The 18,889-nt window shown below is 64.0% G+C and carries 17 protein-coding genes (1 of these 17 only partly in view); 6 read left to right on the top strand and 11 right to left on the bottom strand.

Translation table 11 applies throughout. The features are described 5' to 3' along the window. Positions 1-35: 35 nt before the first annotated feature. The 6 genes from QW845_RS18055 to QW845_RS18030 all read right to left on the bottom strand — a co-directional run bounded on the left by QW845_RS18055 (position 36) and on the right by QW845_RS18030 (position 6,614). Entirely contained in the window at positions 36-1,193 is a 1,158-nt protein-coding gene (locus QW845_RS18055; RefSeq protein WP_315802912.1) for a glycosyltransferase, read from the bottom strand. 58 nt (positions 1,194-1,251) lie between these two features. After that, complete coding sequence (locus tag QW845_RS18050) at positions 1,252-2,571, bottom strand: DUF4910 domain-containing protein (RefSeq protein WP_315802911.1); 1,320 nt, start codon at positions 2,569-2,571, stop codon at positions 1,252-1,254. Between the two features lie 24 nt (positions 2,572-2,595). Further along, on the bottom strand, positions 2,596-3,564 hold the full coding sequence (locus tag QW845_RS18045) for a phytanoyl-CoA dioxygenase family protein (RefSeq protein WP_315802910.1): 969 nt from the start codon (positions 3,562-3,564) through the stop codon (positions 2,596-2,598). Between the two features lie 103 nt (positions 3,565-3,667). Next, positions 3,668-4,210: a dTDP-4-dehydrorhamnose 3,5-epimerase gene (locus QW845_RS18040; protein WP_315802909.1), complete on the bottom strand. Its 543-nt coding sequence runs from the start codon at positions 4,208-4,210 to the stop codon at positions 3,668-3,670. 42 nt (positions 4,211-4,252) lie between these two features. Then, positions 4,253-5,515, bottom strand: a complete 1,263-nt coding sequence (locus QW845_RS18035; RefSeq protein WP_315802908.1) for a class I SAM-dependent methyltransferase — start codon at positions 5,513-5,515, stop codon at positions 4,253-4,255. 61 nt (positions 5,516-5,576) lie between these two features. After that, positions 5,577-6,614 carry an SDR family oxidoreductase gene (locus QW845_RS18030; RefSeq protein ID WP_315802907.1) on the bottom strand — a complete coding sequence of 346 codons (1,038 nt, stop codon included), beginning with the start codon at positions 6,612-6,614 and terminating at the stop codon, positions 5,577-5,579. 390 nt (positions 6,615-7,004) lie between these two features. Between QW845_RS18030 and QW845_RS18025 the strand changes: the two genes are divergently transcribed. Continuing rightward, entirely contained in the window at positions 7,005-8,105 is a 1,101-nt protein-coding gene (locus tag QW845_RS18025; protein WP_315802906.1) for a hypothetical protein, read from the top strand. Between the two features lie 109 nt (positions 8,106-8,214). On the opposite strand, the gene QW845_RS18020 is transcribed toward QW845_RS18025, so the two are convergent. After that, positions 8,215-8,868 carry a PIG-L deacetylase family protein gene (locus QW845_RS18020; protein ID WP_315802905.1) on the bottom strand — a complete coding sequence of 218 codons (654 nt, stop codon included), beginning with the start codon at positions 8,866-8,868 and terminating at the stop codon, positions 8,215-8,217. Further along, positions 8,865-9,662 (bottom strand): glucose-1-phosphate cytidylyltransferase, encoded by a 798-nt coding sequence (locus QW845_RS18015; RefSeq protein ID WP_315802904.1) that lies wholly within the window; start codon positions 9,660-9,662, stop codon positions 8,865-8,867. Before QW845_RS18015 ends, QW845_RS18020 begins: the two co-directional genes overlap by 4 nt. Before the next feature lie 489 nt (positions 9,663-10,151). On the opposite strand from QW845_RS18015, the gene QW845_RS18010 reads away from it, so the two are divergent. Further along, positions 10,152-11,624: an undecaprenyl-phosphate glucose phosphotransferase gene (locus QW845_RS18010; protein ID WP_315802903.1), complete on the top strand. Its 1,473-nt coding sequence runs from the start codon at positions 10,152-10,154 to the stop codon at positions 11,622-11,624. Between the two features lie 209 nt (positions 11,625-11,833). Here the strand turns inward: QW845_RS18010 and QW845_RS18005 are convergent, their stop codons facing one another. Together QW845_RS18005 and QW845_RS18000 are read right to left on the bottom strand one after the other, a co-directional pair. Then, positions 11,834-12,220: an H-NS histone family protein gene (locus QW845_RS18005; RefSeq protein WP_315802902.1), complete on the bottom strand. Its 387-nt coding sequence runs from the start codon at positions 12,218-12,220 to the stop codon at positions 11,834-11,836. A 990-nt stretch (positions 12,221-13,210) separates the two neighbouring features. Beyond that, positions 13,211-13,615 (bottom strand): hypothetical protein, encoded by a 405-nt coding sequence (locus QW845_RS18000; RefSeq protein WP_315802901.1) that lies wholly within the window; start codon positions 13,613-13,615, stop codon positions 13,211-13,213. 1,424 nt (positions 13,616-15,039) lie between these two features. On the opposite strand from QW845_RS18000, the gene QW845_RS17995 reads away from it, so the two are divergent. The 4 genes from QW845_RS17995 (at position 15,040) to QW845_RS17980 (ending at position 18,578) form a co-directional block, all read left to right on the top strand. After that, a complete protein-coding gene (locus QW845_RS17995; protein ID WP_315802900.1) occupies positions 15,040-16,149 on the top strand; it encodes a polysaccharide biosynthesis/export family protein in 1,110 nt (369 codons plus the stop codon). Between the two features lie 237 nt (positions 16,150-16,386). Continuing rightward, on the top strand, positions 16,387-16,689 hold the full coding sequence (locus tag QW845_RS17990; RefSeq protein ID WP_315717381.1) for a hypothetical protein: 303 nt from the start codon (positions 16,387-16,389) through the stop codon (positions 16,687-16,689). A gap of 117 nt (positions 16,690-16,806) precedes the next feature. Continuing rightward, positions 16,807-17,688 carry a sterol desaturase family protein gene (locus tag QW845_RS17985; protein ID WP_315802899.1) on the top strand — a complete coding sequence of 294 codons (882 nt, stop codon included), beginning with the start codon at positions 16,807-16,809 and terminating at the stop codon, positions 17,686-17,688. Next, the gene (locus QW845_RS17980) at positions 17,685-18,578 is read left to right on the top strand and encodes an alpha/beta hydrolase family esterase (RefSeq protein ID WP_315802898.1); all 894 of its coding nucleotides are present in this window, start codon (positions 17,685-17,687) and stop codon (positions 18,576-18,578) included. The genes QW845_RS17985 and QW845_RS17980 overlap by 4 nt, the downstream gene beginning before the upstream one ends. A 64-nt stretch (positions 18,579-18,642) precedes the next feature. On the opposite strand, the gene QW845_RS17975 is transcribed toward QW845_RS17980, so the two are convergent. Beyond that, positions 18,643-18,889, bottom strand: partial view of a DOPA 4,5-dioxygenase family protein gene (locus QW845_RS17975; RefSeq protein ID WP_315802897.1) — the 3' portion only. The gene runs 173 nt beyond the window's last position; the window shows 247 of its 420 coding nt (coding positions 174-420); its start codon lies beyond the right edge, outside the window; the stop codon is at positions 18,643-18,645.

Genomic DNA, 18,889 nt, shown 5'->3' with positions numbered 1-18,889 from the left:
GACGCCACTTTGTGGCGGAGAAAAGGATTGAAACGTCACTGCGCCAACAATACCGGCTTGCGATTTAATTCCTGCTCGCGAGCCATCCCCGAGCCAGCCGCCATCTCCGCCAGCCTCTTCAGCCGATCCTTGCGGGCAGCGAGGCCCGGCATCGGCTGCAGACCCGTGGCCTCCAGGATCGTCTCCCACCGATACACCCAGTCGTGCCGCATCAAGGTCTGGGCCATGCCGGTTCGCCGCATCCGGTCCTGGCGGACCGGATCGCCGTCCAGCTCCCTGATGACCCGGTCGATGTCGGGCGATGTGTGCGGCACGTCGATCATCACCTCGGGCCAATCGAACAGCCGCGGAAACAGGTCATTGTCGGGACGCTCGCCGAGCATGATGGCGCCCGCCGCCGCGCCCTCGAAATACCGGTAGCCGAACTCGACTTGCCGCCCGGTCTCCTGCGGCTCGTCGAACTTGCCGGGATTGACCAGAAAATACCTGCTTCTCTTGGCGAGGTTTGCCATCTGCGTCCGGTGCTCCCGGAGGTCGATGGCCTGGCTGCCGCCGATCGTGTCGTGGAGATAGAACAGGCCGCTCTGCTGCGCCATCGCGAGCAGCGACTGGTGGGTGACACGGGAGCGACGCCCCATGCTGAAGACGTCGATGACCCTCTCGGGCGGATCGGGATAGGGACAAAAGCGGATCGCGTCGATGGCGAGCGGAAGATGCACGCAAGCCTTGCCGATCTCCTCGCCGAGCGGCTTCACCGTGCCGATCTGGAACGGCATCACGACATCGAACTTGGCGAGGATCTTCAGGAAATGCCGGTGCTTGGCGATCTCCTTGATCCAGAGCTCGTCCAGCAGACACACCGAGGTCCCGCACGCACCTCTCAGATCCTCGATCGCGTCGAACATGATCAGGTCCTGCGGGAACCCGCAGATCGCGAACAGAACGTCGTATTGCTGCTGCGGCTTGATCCGCGTGAGCCCGGGATTCAGCAGCACGGGCGCGTGGTAGCCCAGCCGGGTCGCGAAGCTCGCCCGTCGGCTCGACGGGTCGAGTTCGGGCGCGAACAGCTCGGCGGAATCGACCTCGCAGATGATGTCCTCGAACTCGACATGGGGACCGCGGTTGAGGGCTTTGCCGAAGATGTTTCGGAGTGAGAAGACGGCGATACGGGGCTTGCCCGGCTGCGAACTCATGACGCCTCACTCTGGTGTTGTTGGACCACTTGCACGGTGCTGTACGAAGGCGGCGACGTCACGATGATGAAACCGGTGTTCTGATGAGATCGGCGTCCAGCGCGATCCGCGCAGCGGCCTCGATGCGCGCGAACGGAACGTCGGCCCGGATTGCCATGTCGAGCAGGCTGTGCCTGCCATCCGCGAGGTTGAGGACCCATAGCAGGTCCATCTGCGTCGCCCCGCCCGCCTCGCGCTGGCCGGCAATCGCGCGATACAGGCCGCGCCGTCCCAGTTGCGGCTCCCCTCGCCCATCGACGCGCTCATAGATGCGGTCGCGATCGAGCAGATCCAGCACCTCCTCGGTGACCGCGTAGGACTGCTCGAGACAGTCCGGCTTGACGAAATCCAGATTGTCCGCCGAGGTGTGATATTCGGGAAACGTGCCGTGCACGCCGCGCATCAGGCACCCGACCGGCAGATCGAATCCCGGCGAGCAGAACTGCCGCTCGTCATATCCATAGGGGCTGAATGGCAGAATCTCATGAGGATGGCCTGAGTGCTTCAGGACATGCGCGACGGCGCGATCGATGCTCGCCCCGCTCCGGCTCTGCTTGTAGTGAAATCCACTGGAATCGCCGAGACAGGTGAGGACGAGGCCGTGTTCAACACGTCCGAGATTCCGCTCGTTGCGGTCGAGCCACGCGAGCGCGCCGATGGTCGCCGGCAGGAACAGAAATCGGTATCCGAGTCGGCGCGGCTGCTGCGCCTGCCGCATCGCCAGCGCCGTCATGACGGCAATCCCTGAGAGATTGTCGTTGGCGAGACTCGGGTGACAGATATGGCAGGTGATCAGGACTTCCTTGTCCGTCTGCCCGGGGACGAAGAATTCGCCGTAGGTCAACGCCCCCAGCGAGAGCTCGCTGTCGATCTCGACGCGGTAGCTGTCGTCCGTCATCCCCCGCCACAGACGATCTTGCAGGCAGAAGCCCCAATCGTCGGCATAGTAGCCGGTCCGGTAGGGAATGAGATCAGGCTGGTCCGGCAAGGTATGGACGTGCTTGGCAAGCTCGGCACGGCTGAGCACCGCCTGGACCGGCTTGCTGTAGCCCATCACGTGCAGATTGTTGTCGGCGAAGTCGACGAGAACGCGGCCCGACAGGGTCGAGATCGTCGCGCGACGAATGTTCCACTCTGCCGGCACGTGCCAGTCCAGGACCGGCGTGCCGGACGGCACCTCGTGAATCGCAAGCCCGACATTCCGCGCGACGATGCCGAGCGTCTGACGGACACCCGCCCCGGTGAGGCTGCGGTTGATCGGAAACAGTTCGGCGACCAGATCGTGGAGATCGATCGCCGGCGTTCTCGGACCAGCCGGGGATTTGAGGATGTCCAGCATGACGCGTCAGCCCTACTTCATCGGTCAGGCCGACGCCTGCGCGGCATCGGCCGCGAGATCGCCGGCCGGCAGCGGCACGATCGTCGGCTGGTAGACCAGATGCTCCGCCGGAGCTTCCACCTGATCGTATGGCGTGACGATCTCCTCGGGCAGCCGCGCGAGATCGGCCACCCGCAGGAAGTCGCGCAGGTTCGTGCCGGTCGATTCCGAGTCGATGTTGACGGCGCCGCGCCGGCTGCTGACATCGGCAAAATGCACGGTACGGAAATCGATGCTGAAGCGCGTCACGCCCGAGGTGTTCGGGACGGACGAATGCAGATGCGCTCCGGAGAAGATCGTGACGCCGCCACTCGGCGCGATCACCCGGATCTGCGGATCCAGTGCAATCTCCTGCTCCGGCTTCGGCTGCACCCGTGTATCCGTCTTGATGTGCTGCGCCGCCGACGCACGCGAGGTCCTGTTCCACTCGTAGTAGTTATAGGTCCTGGAGCCGTTCTTGATCGCTTCATCGAAATAGCGCGGATGAAATGCAAGGCCGTTGTCCGGCGCGATGTCATACACCGGCAGCCACCAATTGAGCTGGCACGGCGGCGCCGAGTACCAGGTGTCGCGATGAGGGTGGAATGCGAACGCGATCCCGGTGGTGAGATAGTCGTTGCTGGTTGCCGACCGCAGCCGCGGCACGTCGAAATAGGTCAACTCGGGATCGCAGCCGAACTCGCGGAGCGTGCCCTGCACCAGCTCCTTGGACCGGGCGTGATGGATGAAGAACGGCTTCAGCCTGGCGAGGATCTCGACGTAGCGCTCGACCGGGAGCTCGAATTGCGCCGTCCGGGGATCATCGGGATGAAACGCCTCCTCGATCAGCTCCCTGGCGAACGCGACCAGCGCATTGAGCGAGGGCGTCGGCGAATGCAGGAACAGCGCGCCCTGATACAGTTTCTGGCGCCGCTCGTCATCGGGCATCGTGGCATCAACGAAAATGTTCGTCATTCCGTGATCCTCCTCGACAAATCGTCAGAACGTTCGAGACGATCGGGCCGCTCCGTGGCCGCCAGATCCCTCCCCCAGGATACCGCGCTGTCGTCATGCTGCTTCACCAAAGACCCCGTTCGGCAAGCGAGGGCCAAGCGGCATCCTTGGCTGACAACACCGTCACCGGCTGCGGCCATCGGATGCCGATCATCGGATCGTCGTGCCGGAAGCCGTCCGAGAGCTGCTCGACATAGTCTTCGCCCATCAGATACTCGACCGTGACGTCGTCGGTCAGCGTCTGGAATCCATGGGCAAAACCGGCGGGAACGTAGAGCATCCGCGCCGTCGAGGGGCCGAGCTCGCAGGCATAGACCTCGCCGCGCGTCGGCGAGTCCGGCCTGATGTCGACGATGACGTCGTGGATCAGTCCGGCGCTGCAGCGGACGATCTTGGCGTCAGGCCTTGGCGCACGCTGGAAATGCATGCCGCGGATGCTGCCGCGGAGACGCGTCACCGAGCTGTTGCCCTGCATCGGGACGAACGCGATGCCCTGCTCGGCAAAAGTCTTCGCGCACCAGGTCCGCGTGAAGCTGCCCCGCTCGTCGGAGCGAACGGTCAGCTCGATCAGCCGCGCATCCGACCGTCCAAGCGGGACAAACCTCATGGCTCAACACTCTTCGCGCATATGGTGCGGCAATGCCCTGCTCTACTCCTCGATCGTCGCCTTGGGGACCGGCACGATGAAGCGGCCGCCCCAGTCGCGGATCGCCGCCATCTGTGCCTTGATCTCGCTCTTGATGTTCCACGGCAGGATCAGGACGTAATCTGGCCTGGCTTCGAAGATCGCTTCCGGCGGCAGGATCGGTATGCGCACACCCGGCATGTAGCGGCCCTGCTTAGACGGGGCGCGATCGACCGTGAAGTCGAGAAAATCGGTGCGGATGCCGCAATAATTCAGCAGCGTCACACCCTTCGCCGGGGCACCGTAGCCGACGATCTTCTTGTTGTCGCGCTTGAGCGCCGTCAGCAATTCGAGCAGCGCACGCTTGGTCTCTTTGACCTGCTCGTTCCAGGCCATGTAGATGGCATCGTCATGCAGCCCATAGGCCCGCTCCCGCGCCAGGACATCGGCAACGTTCGGGCTCTCCGCATGAGCGGCCTCCGCGTGGCAGACGAAGAACCTGATCGAGCCGCCATGCGTCTCCGGAAGCTCGACGTCGAACACCCGCAGGCCCGCTTGGGCGAAGATGCGCAGGCCCGCGATCAGCGACAGATACGAGAAATGCTCGTGATAGATGGTGTCGAACTGATGCCGCTGCATCAAGGTCAGCAGGTGCTGGACCTCGAAGGTCGCGACGCCCTCCGGCGCCAGGAGGATTTTGACGCCGCCGACGAAGTCGTTGATGTCGGGAACGTGCGCGAGCACGTTGTTGGCCGTGAGGAGATCGGCCGACCAGCCCTCCTCCCGGAGACGGGTCGCATAGTCGCGGCCGAAGAATTCGACCCGGGTCTCGATGCCCTTGGCGCGCGCGGCCAGCGCGACGCTTTCGCAGGGTTCGACGCCGAGACAGTTGATGCCCTTCTGGAGCGAGTATTGCAGCAGATAGCCGTCATTCGACGCGATCTCGACATGCCGCGAGGCCGGGCCGAGCTTGAAGCGATCGGCCATGGCTTCGACATAGCGGCGCGCGTGCTCGAGCCATGAGGTCGAGTGCGAGGAGAAATAGGCATAGTCGGCGCGGAAGATCTCGGACGCGGCCAGGAGGTCGCGCGTCTGCGCCAGACGGCACTCGCGGCAGACGAAGGTCTCCAGCGGATAGAACGGCTCCGCCCGCATGTAGTTGGCCGGATCGATGTAGTCGTTGGCGACCGGCGAGGCGCCGAGATCGATCAGCTTGAGGGTCAGGTCGTCGCCGCAGTGCCGGCACTTGGGCGCGACGCCGACGGCGGTGGGAAGGGTCAGTTCCATGGTGTCTCCGTCACTGTCCTTGCCGGCTGAGGCGAGCATCTGCCCGGCGCGGCCGGCGCGATCACGTCCATTGCAGCCTGTCGTTGATCCGGGCCGTCTCCATGTGGTCCTGCAGGACCTTGAGACGGATCAGATCGGACGAGCGAAACTCGGCATCCTTGAACTGCATCCTCTTGAGACCATCGACAAGGTTCTGGATCGACTGGTCCAGGGTGACCTGCGGCTGATGATCGGGGGCCAGCGAGCGGTACAGGCCGAAATCGACCTTGTAGGAGCGGCTGTCCACCGGCGCGGAGGTGTTGATCGACACGCTGGTCCCCGGCACGCGCGCGGCCACCGCGTTGGCGAGATCCTTGACCTGGTAGTTGCGGTCGTCCGAGCCGGCATTGATGGTGAGGAAGCGGCCGCCCGTCGCCGCCGGCCGGTCGATCGCCCAGTCGATCGCCCGCGCCATGTCGGCCACGTCGATCAGGGGGCGCCACGGCGTGCCGTCGGAGAGCACGCTGATCTGGCGGCGGGTGAGCGCGCAGGCCACGAAATCGTTGAGGACGAGGTCGAGCCGCAGCCGATCCGACATGCCGCAGGCGGTCGCAAAGCGCAGACAGGTGATGGTCATGCCGGTGTCGATCGCGGCGAGCTCCTGCTCCGATCCGATCTTCGACTTGGCGTAGGCCGTGATGGGATTGAGCGGATCGCCCTCTTTGCGCGGCGGTCCGTCGGCGATGCCGTAGACGCTGCAGCTCGACGCGAACACGAAGTTCTTCACGCCGGCCGCCGCAGCCTTCCTGGCGAGCGACACGGTGGTGTTCTGGTTGATGTCGAGCGTCACGTCCTGGAAGCGATTGCCCATCGGATCGTTGGAGATCGCCGCCAGCTGAACCACGGCATCATAGCCGCGGAGGTCGAGCGACATGTCGCGGACGTCGCCATGGATCTGCTCGTCGAGATATCGCTCGGGAACGACAGGCGCTCCGGTCAGGCAGTGGGCGAAATAGGCATTGTCGAAGCCGTGCAGCGTCGCATCCGGGCGCTGCGCCCGCAGATGCCGCGCGACGACCGGACCCACATAGCCCATGTTTCCGGTGATCAGGACCTTCAAAATCTCACCCTCTACGATACCGACCAAAACAAAATTTAAATCACCTGCAATCGATTATAATTTAATATTCCAGCCGGCGTCCAGTGAATCCGTCGGCAGCGGCGGTGCCGCCCGCCTTCTCCGGCGGGATACGCAAAACTCGGTAAAAATCCCTTCTCCGCCATCTCGATCCGCCTGTTACCGTGCCCCATCCGGACGGCGCCGATCGATGCGGCATCAGGCAACCTCTCCCATTTAATTTATTCCACCAAATTAAATAATGCCACAATAGGAACAAATGTTGACCGCAAATCTCGGCAGCTTTAATTCGATCCATGGAAATGAGGACGTCCCGCGTGCGGGAACGCCCCGGCCTGACGACGCATTGATTGAAGCATTGAAAGACAGAGCATGACACTATCCGCCGGCGACTGGGTCGAAGTGCGCAGCAAGGAAGAGATCCTGGCGACGCTCGATGCCAACGGGCGCCTCGAAGGGTTGCCGTTCATGCCGCAGATGTTCAAATGGTGCGGCCAGCGCTTTCAGGTCTACAAGCGCGCCCACAAGACCTGCGACACGGTCACCGGATACAACACCGGCGAGTGGCTCGGACGGCGCCTTCCCAACGCGGTGCATCTCGAGCATCGCTGCGACGGCGAGGCCTATGGCGGCTGCCAGGCGGCCTGCCTGATCTTCTGGAAAGAGGCGTGGCTGACCCCGGTCGATCCGGCCAAGCCCGCCGCGGCCATCCCGGACCGCGCCGCTGCGCTTCAACCGTCCGGCGGATGCACCGTGCGCGCGGTGTGGGATGCGACCAAGTCGCCGGACCAGCAGCCCGGAAAAGGCCCGCGCTATGCCTGCCAGGCGACCGAGCTGCCGACCTACACCCAGCCGCTCAAATGGTGGGATGCCCGGCAGTACGCCGAGGACATCGCGTCCGGCAATGTCTCGCTCGCGAAGATGTTCAAGGGCCTCCTCTACTTCGCCTATGTCGGCGCCACCATGGCCCGCCGTCCGCGGCTCGGCCGGCCCGCGCGCTGGATCTACGACCGCATCCAGTCGCTGTGGGGCGGCGTACCGTTCCCGCGCAAGCGCGGTATCCTCCTGACGGACAAGGACGCGCCGATCGCCGATCTCGGGCTGCAGCCCGGCGATCTCGTCCGGGTGCGTCCGCACCAGGAGATCCTGGCCACCATCGACAAGCAGACCAACAACCGCGGCATGGGCTTCGACGCCGAGATGGTGCCCTATTGCGGAAAGGTTTTCCGGGTGCGAACGCGCGTCGAAAAGTTCATCGACGAGCGCACCGGCTACATCCGGCGGATGAAGACGCCGGCCGTCATCCTCGACGGCGTCTATTGCCAGTCGCGCTACAGCGAGAACCGGCTGTTCTGCCCGCGCGGCATCTATGCGTGGTGGCGCGAGGTCTGGCTCGAGAAGGTGCCGGCCACCGCGATCGAGCGTCCGCCGGCAGAGGAGATCGTCGAACTTCCGCGGCGAGCGGCCGGCTGAGGGCGGGCCGCAGCCTGGCAAAGCGGCCAAGCGCCGCTCATCGCCTCGCCCATCGGAGATGGATAGATCGTGCGCGAGGACCTCGCGGCAAGTCGGCTTCGGCCGCCGTTCACCCCAATGACAGCTTGCGCGCAACAAATCCCTCGGCGTAGCGCTCGGGCGCGCGGCACTCCATGCCCCGCAGCCGCGCCAGGCCCATGAACGTTTCCGGATCGAACCATTGCTTGGAGCGCTGGCTGCCGAAATGCGTCATCAGCAGCGCGACCTTCCGCTTCATGATCCGCTCGGAGAGGGGTATGTAGACGTTGGGCCGTCCGAGATCGCCGTCCCATTTCGGAATCTCGTATTCCAGGACGAGATGATCGCGGAATGTGTTCCAGACCAGGCGGTTGACCTGCCGATGGTCCTGATGGGCGTCGTCGCGGCGGTGCGCGAGAATGACGTCCGGATTGATCCGGCCCTTGAGCTGCTCGAACCAGGCCTTGATCTCCTCGCCCTGCTCGGGGAAGAAGCCGTCGCGGAACTGCATGATCTCGAGATTGCGGCTGGCGACCTCGGCGAGGAAATCATCGGCCGACGCCCGCGCCTCGACGCCGCGCTCGCCATTGCCGCTGAGCACGCACCAATGAACATCCAGGCGGATGCCCTGGTCGAGCCACGACAGCAGCGTGCCTCCGGCCCCGATCTCGATGTCGTCGGAATGCGCGCCGAGACACAGGACCGACAGCCGGTCGCCGCGACCGGCGAGCTGCAACGCCCTCATCCGTTCACCACCGCCGGAAGACTGGAGCCGAGATGCCAGGGCGTGTCGCCGCGCTCGATCATCTCCTCGAGCACCTGGCGGTCGCGGAGCGTGTCCATGGCCCGCCAGAACCCTTCGTAGCGGTAGGCCATCAGCTCGCCGCGGTCGATCAGCCGCTTGAACGGCTGCACGACGAGCTCGTCCCCTTCCTCGATGTAGTCGAATATCTCCTTGCGGAAGATGAAGTAGCCGCCGTTGATCCAGATATCGGAATCGTTGCTCGCGGCCATGCGGCCCACGGTGCCGTCGGCGTCGAATTCGGCGAGGTGAAAGCTGATCGGCGGATGGATGGCGATGAAGCAGCCGATCTTGCCGCTACGCTTGAAGCGATCGATCATCTCCGGCAGCGGCGCGTCCGTCAGGCCGTCGCTGTAGTTGGCGAGAAAGATCTCCTCGCCCTCGACCAGGTGCCGGACGGCCCGCAGTCGCTGGCCGATGTTGCGCCAGATGCCGGTGTCGACCAGCGACACCCGCCAGTCCGGCGGGCGGTCGCCCAATAGCTCGACCTTCTTGCCGAACTGCGAGATCGTGCAGTCGGTGGTCGCCGCCTGATTGTAGTTCAGGAAATAGTCCTTCACCACATTGGCCTTGTAGCCCAGGCACAGAACGAAATCCCGGTGCCCGTACTGGCTGTAATACTGCATGACGTGCCAGAGGATCGGCTGGTGGCCGATCGGAATCATCGGCTTCGGAATGCTCTCGGAATATTCCCGGATCCGCGTCCCGAGTCCTCCACAGAACAATACGACCTTCATGGCGCGACGTCCTTCGGGTTCTCAATCTCTGAAATGAGCAGCACTATCTTCAACCTCGCCGGCGGGCCTCGACGACAGCTCGCCGTGCCCTCGTGTCGCCCTTCCGTCCGCGCAGGGAAAAACTCCCTCCGCATCCGGTCGGCTACGGACGCCACCCGCGTCACGGGCGCCCGGCACCGGATTAATAATCCAATTATATCTCTTTTTAAATGCCATTCTTGGCGACGGACATCGAAATATCCGCTCCCACTAAAATTAATCTTACATCCATTAATTCCCCGGAGTCGCCTCCGAAACGAGCACGGCGGCGGTACCTGACCGCCCCTCAGCGCCACCGTCAGGCGTCATGCTGCCTGCGCGCAGGTATCGGGGGATAATCCGACAGCGTGAATAAATTCCAATGGCAATTTTTCATTGTTTAAATTAAATGCCAAAACATATAATAAATGACTAACCGCCATTTAACCGAGTTTCGAACACCGACATCCCATGCATTACGTGGATCAGCCCGAGACTCTCGATCGAAACGGCATGCCGGCCGTCCTCGTGGAACGGCAATTCCAGGGGCGCAAATGGCCCGTCCACTACGACTCGGTGGAGCCGTTCGCGATCGTGGCGGACATTGCGACGATCACCATGTCGAGCGTCCTGTCCGGGTTCCTGTATCACCTGCAGGACGCGGCGGGCGCCAACGACGTCAGCAAATCGCTCGGCCTGGCGATCCTCGTGTCGGCGCTGTTCGTCTCGCTGATGAAGATCCGCGGGATGTACCGGCCGGCCGAGCTCCTGATCCTGCCGCGCCAGATCCGCGCGGCCTGCCTGACCTGGGTCACGGCGTTCCTGGTGCTGGCCGGCGCCCTGTTCGCGCTCAAGATCGGGAGCGAATTCTCGCGCGGCACGAGCATCGTCTTCGCGATGTTCGGGCTCGCGGCGCTGATCCTGCATCGCCGCACCACCGCATATCTGCTGGCAAAGGGCTTGGCGGAGAGACGGTTCTCGGGCCGAAACATCGTTCTGATCACCGATGAAGCAAGCAAGGACAACGCCGGGCTGACCCAGGTGCTCACCGACACCGGCTTTCGCGTCCAGCGGCATTTCCTGCTTCCCGAGCCCGGTGCGGATCCGGATCAGCGGCAGCGGATCGTGTCCAGCGTGATCGACTATGTGCGCGGCTCCGACATCGAAGAGATCGTCGTCGGCGCCAATCCCGAACCCTTGTCCGACCTGCGCACGCTCGGCGCCGAGCTGAGAGTCCTGCCGTTTCCAGTGAGCTTCGTGCCGGTCGGAGCGGCGTCGGACATCTTCAAGCGGCCGTGCCGCGAGCTCGGCAATGCCGTCTCCATCGAGCTGCAGCGCGGCCTGCTGAGCCCGCTCGAACACGCCACCAAGCGGCTCATGGATGTCATGCTGGCCGGCATCGCGCTGACCTTGATGTCGCCGCTGCTGCTGCTGGTGGCGATCGCCATCAAGCTCGACTCGGCCGGACCGGTGCTGTTCCGGCAGCAGCGTTGCGGATTCAACGGCCGGGCGTTCCAGATCTACAAGTTTCGCACGATGTCCGTGCTCGAGGACGGGCCCTCCATCGTCCAGGCCCAGATCGGCGACAGTCGGTTCACCCGGCTCGGGACCTGGCTGCGCCGGACCAGCATTGATGAGCTGCCGCAGCTGCTCAACGTTCTGGACGGCAGCATGTCGCTGGTCGGCCCCCGCCCCCACGCCTTGGCGCACGACAACGAATTCGACAAGCTCGTGCGCAACTACGCATTCCGTCGCCGCGTCAAGCCCGGACTGACCGGCTGGGCGCAGGTGCATGGCTGCCGCGGCCCGACGCCCACGCGTGCGTCGATCGAACAGCGCGTCGAATTCGATCTCTGGTACATCGACAATTGGAGCCTGTCGCTCGACGTCGCGATCCTGCTGAGGACGCCGATCGAGCTGATCCGCGGCAACAATGCCTATTAGCGCATATTCGCAAGGGATGATGATCGCAAGCCTACCGGCGGAGCCGTGCGGGCGGATCGGACCGATCTCAGGCTCGAGACTGCGGATCGCGACGCGGGGGCGTCAGACCGCTCACATGTCGTTCGCTGATGTTGAGGGAGCGAATCAGGTGCAGAACCGACGCTGCGCGTCGCTCGGGCTATCGACGGGCTTGACTCAGTCGGCCCCGATTAGGCCCGCTGACGGCGACTTTTCGAACCGCCCGCCGCTCCATTGATCGCAAACTCCTCGATCCGATGCCCGGTCTTGATCGCCGCCACCAGCCAACGCGGCTGCTTGCCTCGGCCGGACCAGGTCTCGGAAGTCTGCGGGTTGCGATACTTCGGCAGAACCCGGGGATATTTGCGCCGCGCCTTGCCGCTCGTGGTGTAGGACTGCCCACCCTCACTGCCGGCACCTTCGATGGCACCGCGGCTGCGGTTGAGAACCGCCAGACGACGTTCGAGCTCGCGCTTCTCCGACGTGATCCTCACGGCGAGGATCTGACTGATCTGCTCGTGGAGAGACCAGAGGTCATCGAAAGACATCGCCTCGAAATCGATCTTCTTGGTGGACATACAGCGACCTTTGTCTGTGATCTCTATCCTGCCGGATTAACGTCATATAATTCGGTATTTCGTTCCGCAAGTGGCTCGCGGTCGGAAAAACTGAATATTTGAGTTATACCAACCCGGCCAAGCCATATGGTTGTAACTCAAATAAAACTCAACCCGCAACCCCATTTCCGAAACGATGTCGCGCCGCCTTCGAGATTGCGGCAGCATTCGTTTGCACGCCGGAAGAAGCCACCGAATCAACACGATCTGCAACGGATTCGTCGCATACTACGGCAAGACCGCGTCAAAGTGACGTAGTTTCGATGATCGAACTTGCGCGTATTTGATAGCTGACATTCTCACCACGACATGGTTTTCAAAGCTGCCGCGACGGACTTACAACCTTTTCGAGCGAGCACCCTGAAGACCCGGATCGAGATATTTTTGCATGCGCACAAAATGCCGCCACCGGGTTTAATTGAGCACGCCACCGTGAATATGCCGCAAAGCAGCCGACATCGTTCCGGCGAATCAAACGCCTTCCCTAAATATTAGATCCTTCAGGTGCGCTCACGCAGATCAGACTTGCGCACGTCGCGCCGACAGCGGGGCGCGCGGCGTCAGACAGGCACACACCGGCAGCGGAACTAACTGCCGCTGCGATCGGCCGTGAGGTTGAGGACGGCTGCGGACACCCGGCGGCCGATCCCGAAAACCCGTTGTCCAAAGTCATCGTCCGTGGAGGCGACATCAGCGGCCTGTGCGCCAGGTGAAGCGGCCGCATCGCATGGCTCGCCGCGATATGGTTTCGGGCCCGTCTTGGAGCGCCGTCCTTGCCCGACACGACGGCTGAAGGACGTCCAGATGACGTCCGGCCGTCGAGCGGCCGCCGACAGCAGCACGGGGCGACCTGACGCGTCATCAGGGTCAATGCCGAGCGGCTGTCGCCTCGCGCCGGCAAGCGGCGCGGCCATGACGGCCGGCCGCCGCAGCGATCAAATTCCGATGCGATTATTTCTGCTGCCTGGTTCGACCCGGCACCGCCGGCCGGGGCGGAATCACGTGCGCCGTCCCGCGGCCGTGCCGCGTGGCCATCGGGCGACGCCTGGGTGCCGCGGACTTCTTCGCGCGTTTGCCGAGGCTGGTGCTGATGGATTGGATCTCATCGAGCAGGACATCACAAAGCTCGATCTGCGACCGCAGCACGGATTGCTGCGAACGGCCCGACCTTGGCCGGCCGAAACGTAATTTGGCAAGGCGTATTTTATTCAGCGATTTCAGGACGGCATTCAAAGCGCGACCGCCGCCATCCATCTCAATATCCTCAATCAACGCGGCACCAAGCTCGTCACACAAGGACGGACCCCACTCGTTGGCGAGTTTTGAGGGCATCTTCCCCGAATGCCGAACCGTCATCGCGATGATGCACGGATTCGATTTTCGGCATTAAATTAACCACTCGCGACAAGTTAATTTACCATCTGACAGCAAGACATTAAATACTTCTGGCACTCGCCACGGTTTGCCGTAAAATGCTACCGCATTGCCAGAAAGACCTTTTTAAGCACCTTTCGTCCGGTACAATTGAAGCTTTAGTTTGTTCAGTCTACCCTTTTATGTCTCCGACCGTGCAGAATCGTCTCTACACAATTAATTTAATTCTAGATTACGTAAGAATACGGTGTGGAACTTGCCCATTTAATCGTCTGAGCGACGATCGACGTTGCCGAACGCGGCCGGACCGGCCGAGCACGGCCCTCATCAGTCCTCGCCGCCAAGCTTGACCATGACTCGGCCGAGCGGAGCGTCCAGCTCCTTCGGAGACGACGAGGAAGGGGTCGGGTTACCACACCATAGGCCGCCCCGGCGCCCCGCACACCACCGCGCGCCGGTACAATACGCCCTGGGGCGTCTCGACGGCGACACGCCGAATGCACCCGGGATGAATCGCAAGATTGTAATGAAACGGAGTGGCCTCGAATGTCCCGTGCAACCGGCAGAGTCTGCTGAGATCCGGCCCGCACTCCGTCAGCGGATAGAGGCCGCGCGCCGACGCGGGATCGGATAGGCCCGTGAAGGCGATCGCGAAAGCGGCTGCGGCGATCCTGATCACGTTCGACAATTGCGTGCTCCGTTGCAAAAAGAGCCTCAAGGGCTGGCGCGGCAGCATAGACTTGATCGGCGGCCTTGGACAACCGGCCGCCCGCTTGCAGTCCCGACGCCCGCACGGCCTTCGAATCTCGCCAGCTACAGCCCGCCTTGGCGGCGCCGGTCCGCCTCCCTCGGCTGTCCGGCTGCCTCGGCTCACCGACGCGCTGCGCGGGCTGCGATGTCGTCGCCCCCTGCGCGAGCAAGCGACTCGGGCTAACCGTTGCGCAACGGCTTTGTGCTTAAAATTGTTCGGACCCTGTTAGGTCGAATGGATCATCCCTTCACCGTGGGACCTCCGGCGGCGCCGACAGCTTGGGGCGGTAATATGGTGATGTCAGACTGTGACCTAATTGGCACGGCCGGGCAAAAGCGGACCAATCCGAACGGCCGTACGCTTTCGTCCAGTATGGCCGCCGGGTAGGTTGAAACACGTGGGACGTTCTCCCTTCTTGGTGGAGGGAGCAGCGTGGGGAAATGTATTTTTGCTGTATTCGGGGACGCGTTTGAAGGCCTTGATCAATCCGCCCGGGCCGACCGGCGGCGGGGGGTCTCCTGTGCGCAGCAGTACAGTGGACCCGCGCAGCTTTCATGGCCTTTGCCGCCGCTCGCGCGCGCTCCTCACCCTGGCGATCTTGGCGCTTCTGCCCGCCTGTTCCTTGCTCCCCGGGACAGGACCGACCAGCGACGCCGTGAGCGACAATGCCACGGCCAGCGTGCGGTCGAACACGGCGCTTCCCTATGCGCTGGTCGACGTCAGCTCCGAGACGATCGGCTTCCTGTCGCAGCCCAATCTGATCACGTTCCAGGGCGTATTCCCGGACAAGCGGCCGAAGCCGGTGCAGGTCGCGGGCGTTGGTGACGTGCTGAACGTTTCCATCTTCGAAGCGGCGCCCGGCGGACTGTTCACGCCCCCCACGGCCGCCGGTGCCCGCCCGGGCAACTTCGTGGATCTGCCGGCGCAGGCGGTGGACCAGCAAGGCAATATCCGCGTGCCCTATGCGGGCGAGATCGCCGCCGCCGGCCGGACGCTGCCGCAGATCGAGCAGGAGATCGTCTTCCGGCTGCAGAAGCGCGCCCTCGAGCCGCAGGTCGTGGTCAGCCTGAACCAGCAGCATTCCAGCGTGGTCAGCGTGCTCGGCGACGTCAATACGCCGGGCGTGCTTGCCCTCAACAGCGTGGGCGAACGCCTGCTGGCCGTGATCGCACGTGCGGGCGGCCCGAAGCACGAGGCCATCGAAAGCTATGTGACCCTGCAGCGGGACGGCAAGCGCGTGCGCGTGCTGCTCAGCCGCGTCGTGCAGGATCCGCGCGAGAACATCTTCATCCGTCCGAACGACGTCGTCTACATCACGCGGGAATCCCCGACTTTCACGGCCCTCGGTGCCCTCAATCAGAACGTCTTCGGCTTCAATTCCGAGATTTCGTTCGATACCGAGACCCTCACGCTGGCGCAGGCGATCGGCAAGGCGGGCGGCCTGAACGATCAGCAATCTGATCCGGCCGAGGTCTTCCTGTATCGCTACGAGGAGCGCCCGCTGCTGCAGAAGCTCGGCGTCGATACCAGCCGCTTCATCTACGACCGCATCCCGACGATCTATCACATCAACCTGCGCGATCCCTCCGGCATGCTGCTGGCTTCGGGCTTCCAGATGCGCAGCAAGGACGTGATGTACGTCGCCAATGCCAAGGTCGTCGACTACTACAAGCTTCTGACCCTGATCAACACCACGGCGACGACGACGTCCAACACGGCGACTTCGGTGATCAACGTCAACACGGCGACCAAGACCCGGTGGTGAAGCGCAACGGCGGGCCGGTAGCGGCCTGAACGGGCGCCGGAGCGTCGAGGGGCGGCGGGCCGAAGTCCGCCCCGCGCGATGTCGTGGCATCGGACGGCCGTCGTGTGACAAGCCGTTACAATCCAGCCAATCACCGCGACCAAACGACACCGGCGGTGCATCAGGCCGCGACATCGAGCGCGCAGTATCCCCTTGCAGGCGACGCGATCGCCCGCGCGAACGAATTGGGAGACTGACGTGAAGACATCCATCGCGACATTTCTGCTCGTGGCAGTGCTTTCGGCGGCAGCAGCGGTCGACGCGAATGCCTGGACCCGCAGCGGCTCGGTCACCGGACCGCGCGGCACCACCTCATTTGGCGGCTCAGGCAGCTGCTCCGGCGGCGCCTGCGCCTGGCAGGGTGGCGGCACCGGTCCCGCCGGCCGCAGCTGGTCGCGCTCCGGCTCCGCGAGCTGCAGCGACGGCAGCTGCACCCGGCAGGGCCAGGGCACGGGACCGCGCGGCAATTCCTACAGCTACAGCCGCACCGTCACGCGCTGAGCAGACGCCGCGGCGCCGCTGGCCGCGGCCCTCCGGAAGCATTGACATCGCCGGTCCGCCTGCTGTTCCGGAGCGGGCCGGCGCGCCGTCTCCATCCGATGACGCCGGACACGCGCCATGCCCATCCTCTCTTCCCTGCCCCCGTCGACGCGCATGATCGTGCTGCTGACGGCGATCGGCTTCATGACGCTGGAATATGGGCTCAGCCGGCTCGCCGGTCGCGAGACTCACGACCTGCGTGAGACCGCAGCCTCGTTCGCCGTCGCGGTCGGACAGCACCTGATCCGCGCAATGGTCGCGCTCGTCGCGGCCGTTCCCTTCATCATCGCCTATCGCTACAGGATCTTCGATTTCGATCCGAGCCGGCCGCTGGCCCTGCTCGCATTGTTTCTCGCCAGCGAGTTCGTCTATTACTGGCACCATCGCGCCTCGCATCGGGTTCGCTGGCTGTGGGCCACGCATGCCGTGCATCACTCTTCCACGCGTCTGAACCTGACCGCAGCGATTCGTCTCGGCTGGACGAGCGAGATCTCCGGTCATTTCCTGTTCTATCTGCCGCTGGCGCTGCTCGGCTTCCATCCGCTCGCCATCATCGCCATGCTCGGCGTCAATCTGCTCTACCAGTTCTTCATCCATACCGAGCTCGCGCCGCATCTCGGTCCGCTCGAATCTGTGCTGAACACGCCGCGGCATCACCGCGTCCACCACGCGGCCAACGCGTCCTGTCTTGATCGCAACTATGGCGGCGTGCTCATCATTTTCGACCGGCTGTTCGGCAGTTTCGCCGAGGCCCCGGCCGGCGAGACGCTGCGCTATGGCCTCGTCGGCGTTGAACCGAGCTTCAATCCGTTGCGGATCGCATTTGGCGAATGGATTGCGATCGCCCGCGACCTTGCGGCGGCGCGGAGCTGGGCCACGCGGCTGCGCGTGCTGACCGCGGCCCCCGGAGACAAGCGCCACCGCCGGGAGTCATCCGACAACCGAGAAGGATGCTCATGACGTCACATCTCCGATCGTCCATGGCCGCCATGGCGGCCGTTCTGCTCGTCTCGACCACGGCCGTCGCCGCGGAGCGCGGCATCACCATCGACACAAGCGACGGTCCGCGCCATGCGCTGGTGATGACCGCGGGCAGGACGCCGCAGCCGACCGTGATCGTGCTCCATGGCGCGCTCGGCAGCGGCGCCGGCACCGCCCGCACGACGGGCTTTGCCGAAGCTGCGGCGGCCCATGGCTTCGCCGCGGTCTTTCCCGATGGCATCAACCGGCAATGGAATGACGGCCGCGACGGCCGCTCCGGCGGTCCCGATGATATCGGTTTCATCCGCGCCCTGGTGCGGCAGCTCGTCGCCGACGGCACAGCCGATTCCCGGCGCATCTATCTCGCCGGCATTTCGAATGGCGGCATGATGAGCTTCACCCTGGCCTGCAAGGCGCCGGAGCTGTTTGCCGGCATCGGCACGGTGATCGCCAACATGCCTGAAGGCATCGAGCCCTGCGCCGCGCGGCCGCTGCCGGTGGTGATGATCAACGGCACGGCTGATCCGATGGTGCCCTATCGCGGCGGCGAGGTCGGGCTGCGCGGCGGGCGCGGCCGGGTGTGGAGCGCTGACAGGACGGCGGAGTTCTTTGCGCGGCGCGACGGTTGCGGCGCGCGCCAGGCCGTCGCGCTGCCGCATCGGGATCTCGCCAGCGACACCTCCGTCACGCAACTCAGCTGGCGCGATTGCCAGGTGATCGGCGGCGTGTCGCTGTATCGCGTCGAAGGTGGCGGACATGCCCTGCCCGGCCGCCGCCCGCTGGCGCCGCGCCTGCTCGGCCCGAGCAATTTCGACATCGATGCCGCCGAGGTCATTCTCCGCGCGTTCGATCTCGCGCGCACGCTGTAGTCCGGCAAGTCCGCCCAGGCTCCGAGCGTGACGAGACGGAGCGGTCACCCGTGGGCACGCGAGCTCAGGCGGCGATCGTCGGCGTGGTGTTCGGCTCACGCGCCAGCTCTGCCTCGCCGTGCGAAGGAAGATTCTCACTGCGGATGCCGAGCGGCGATCCGATCCACAACGCATGCGCGGTGTGATCGGCCAACGGCTCGGTCGTGTTCGGATGCACGAGCACGCTGAGGCGACCATGATTGAGCATCAGCCATGGCACCAGCACTGGAAACACGTCGACCGCGAAGGCGACTTGATACATCGGCCGCTCG

It is taken from the genome of Bradyrhizobium sp. SZCCHNS3002, assembly GCF_032377435.1.
In the GTDB taxonomy this organism is placed as follows: domain Bacteria; phylum Pseudomonadota; class Alphaproteobacteria; order Rhizobiales; family Xanthobacteraceae; genus Bradyrhizobium.
This window is presented reverse-complemented; position numbering and strand designations above follow the sequence as displayed.

Bases quoted from the DNA above. Each gene is read 5' to 3' on its own strand.
- QW845_RS18055 (WP_315802912.1), bottom strand. From the start codon at position 1,193: ATGAGTTCGCAGCCGGGCAAGCCCCGTATCGCCGTCTTCTCACTCCGA.
- QW845_RS18020 (WP_315802905.1), bottom strand. From the start codon at position 8,868: ATGAGGGCGTTGCAGCTCGCCGGTCGCGGCGACCGGCTGTCGGTCCTG.
- QW845_RS17980 (WP_315802898.1), top strand. From the start codon at position 17,685: ATGACGTCACATCTCCGATCGTCCATGGCCGCCATGGCGGCCGTTCTG.
- QW845_RS18025 (WP_315802906.1), top strand. From the start codon at position 7,005: ATGACACTATCCGCCGGCGACTGGGTCGAAGTGCGCAGCAAGGAAGAG.
- QW845_RS18015 (WP_315802904.1), bottom strand. From the start codon at position 9,662: ATGAAGGTCGTATTGTTCTGTGGAGGACTCGGGACGCGGATCCGGGAA.
- QW845_RS18000 (WP_315802901.1), bottom strand. From the start codon at position 13,615: ATGACGGTTCGGCATTCGGGGAAGATGCCCTCAAAACTCGCCAACGAG.
- QW845_RS18045 (WP_315802910.1), bottom strand. From the start codon at position 3,564: ATGACGAACATTTTCGTTGATGCCACGATGCCCGATGACGAGCGGCGC.
- QW845_RS18035 (WP_315802908.1), bottom strand. From the start codon at position 5,515: ATGGAACTGACCCTTCCCACCGCCGTCGGCGTCGCGCCCAAGTGCCGG.
- QW845_RS17985 (WP_315802899.1), top strand. From the start codon at position 16,807: ATGCCCATCCTCTCTTCCCTGCCCCCGTCGACGCGCATGATCGTGCTG.
- QW845_RS18050 (WP_315802911.1), bottom strand. From the start codon at position 2,571: ATGCTGGACATCCTCAAATCCCCGGCTGGTCCGAGAACGCCGGCGATC.
- QW845_RS18010 (WP_315802903.1), top strand. From the start codon at position 10,152: ATGCATTACGTGGATCAGCCCGAGACTCTCGATCGAAACGGCATGCCG.
- QW845_RS18005 (WP_315802902.1), bottom strand. From the start codon at position 12,220: ATGTCCACCAAGAAGATCGATTTCGAGGCGATGTCTTTCGATGACCTC.
- QW845_RS18040 (WP_315802909.1), bottom strand. From the start codon at position 4,210: ATGAGGTTTGTCCCGCTTGGACGGTCGGATGCGCGGCTGATCGAGCTG.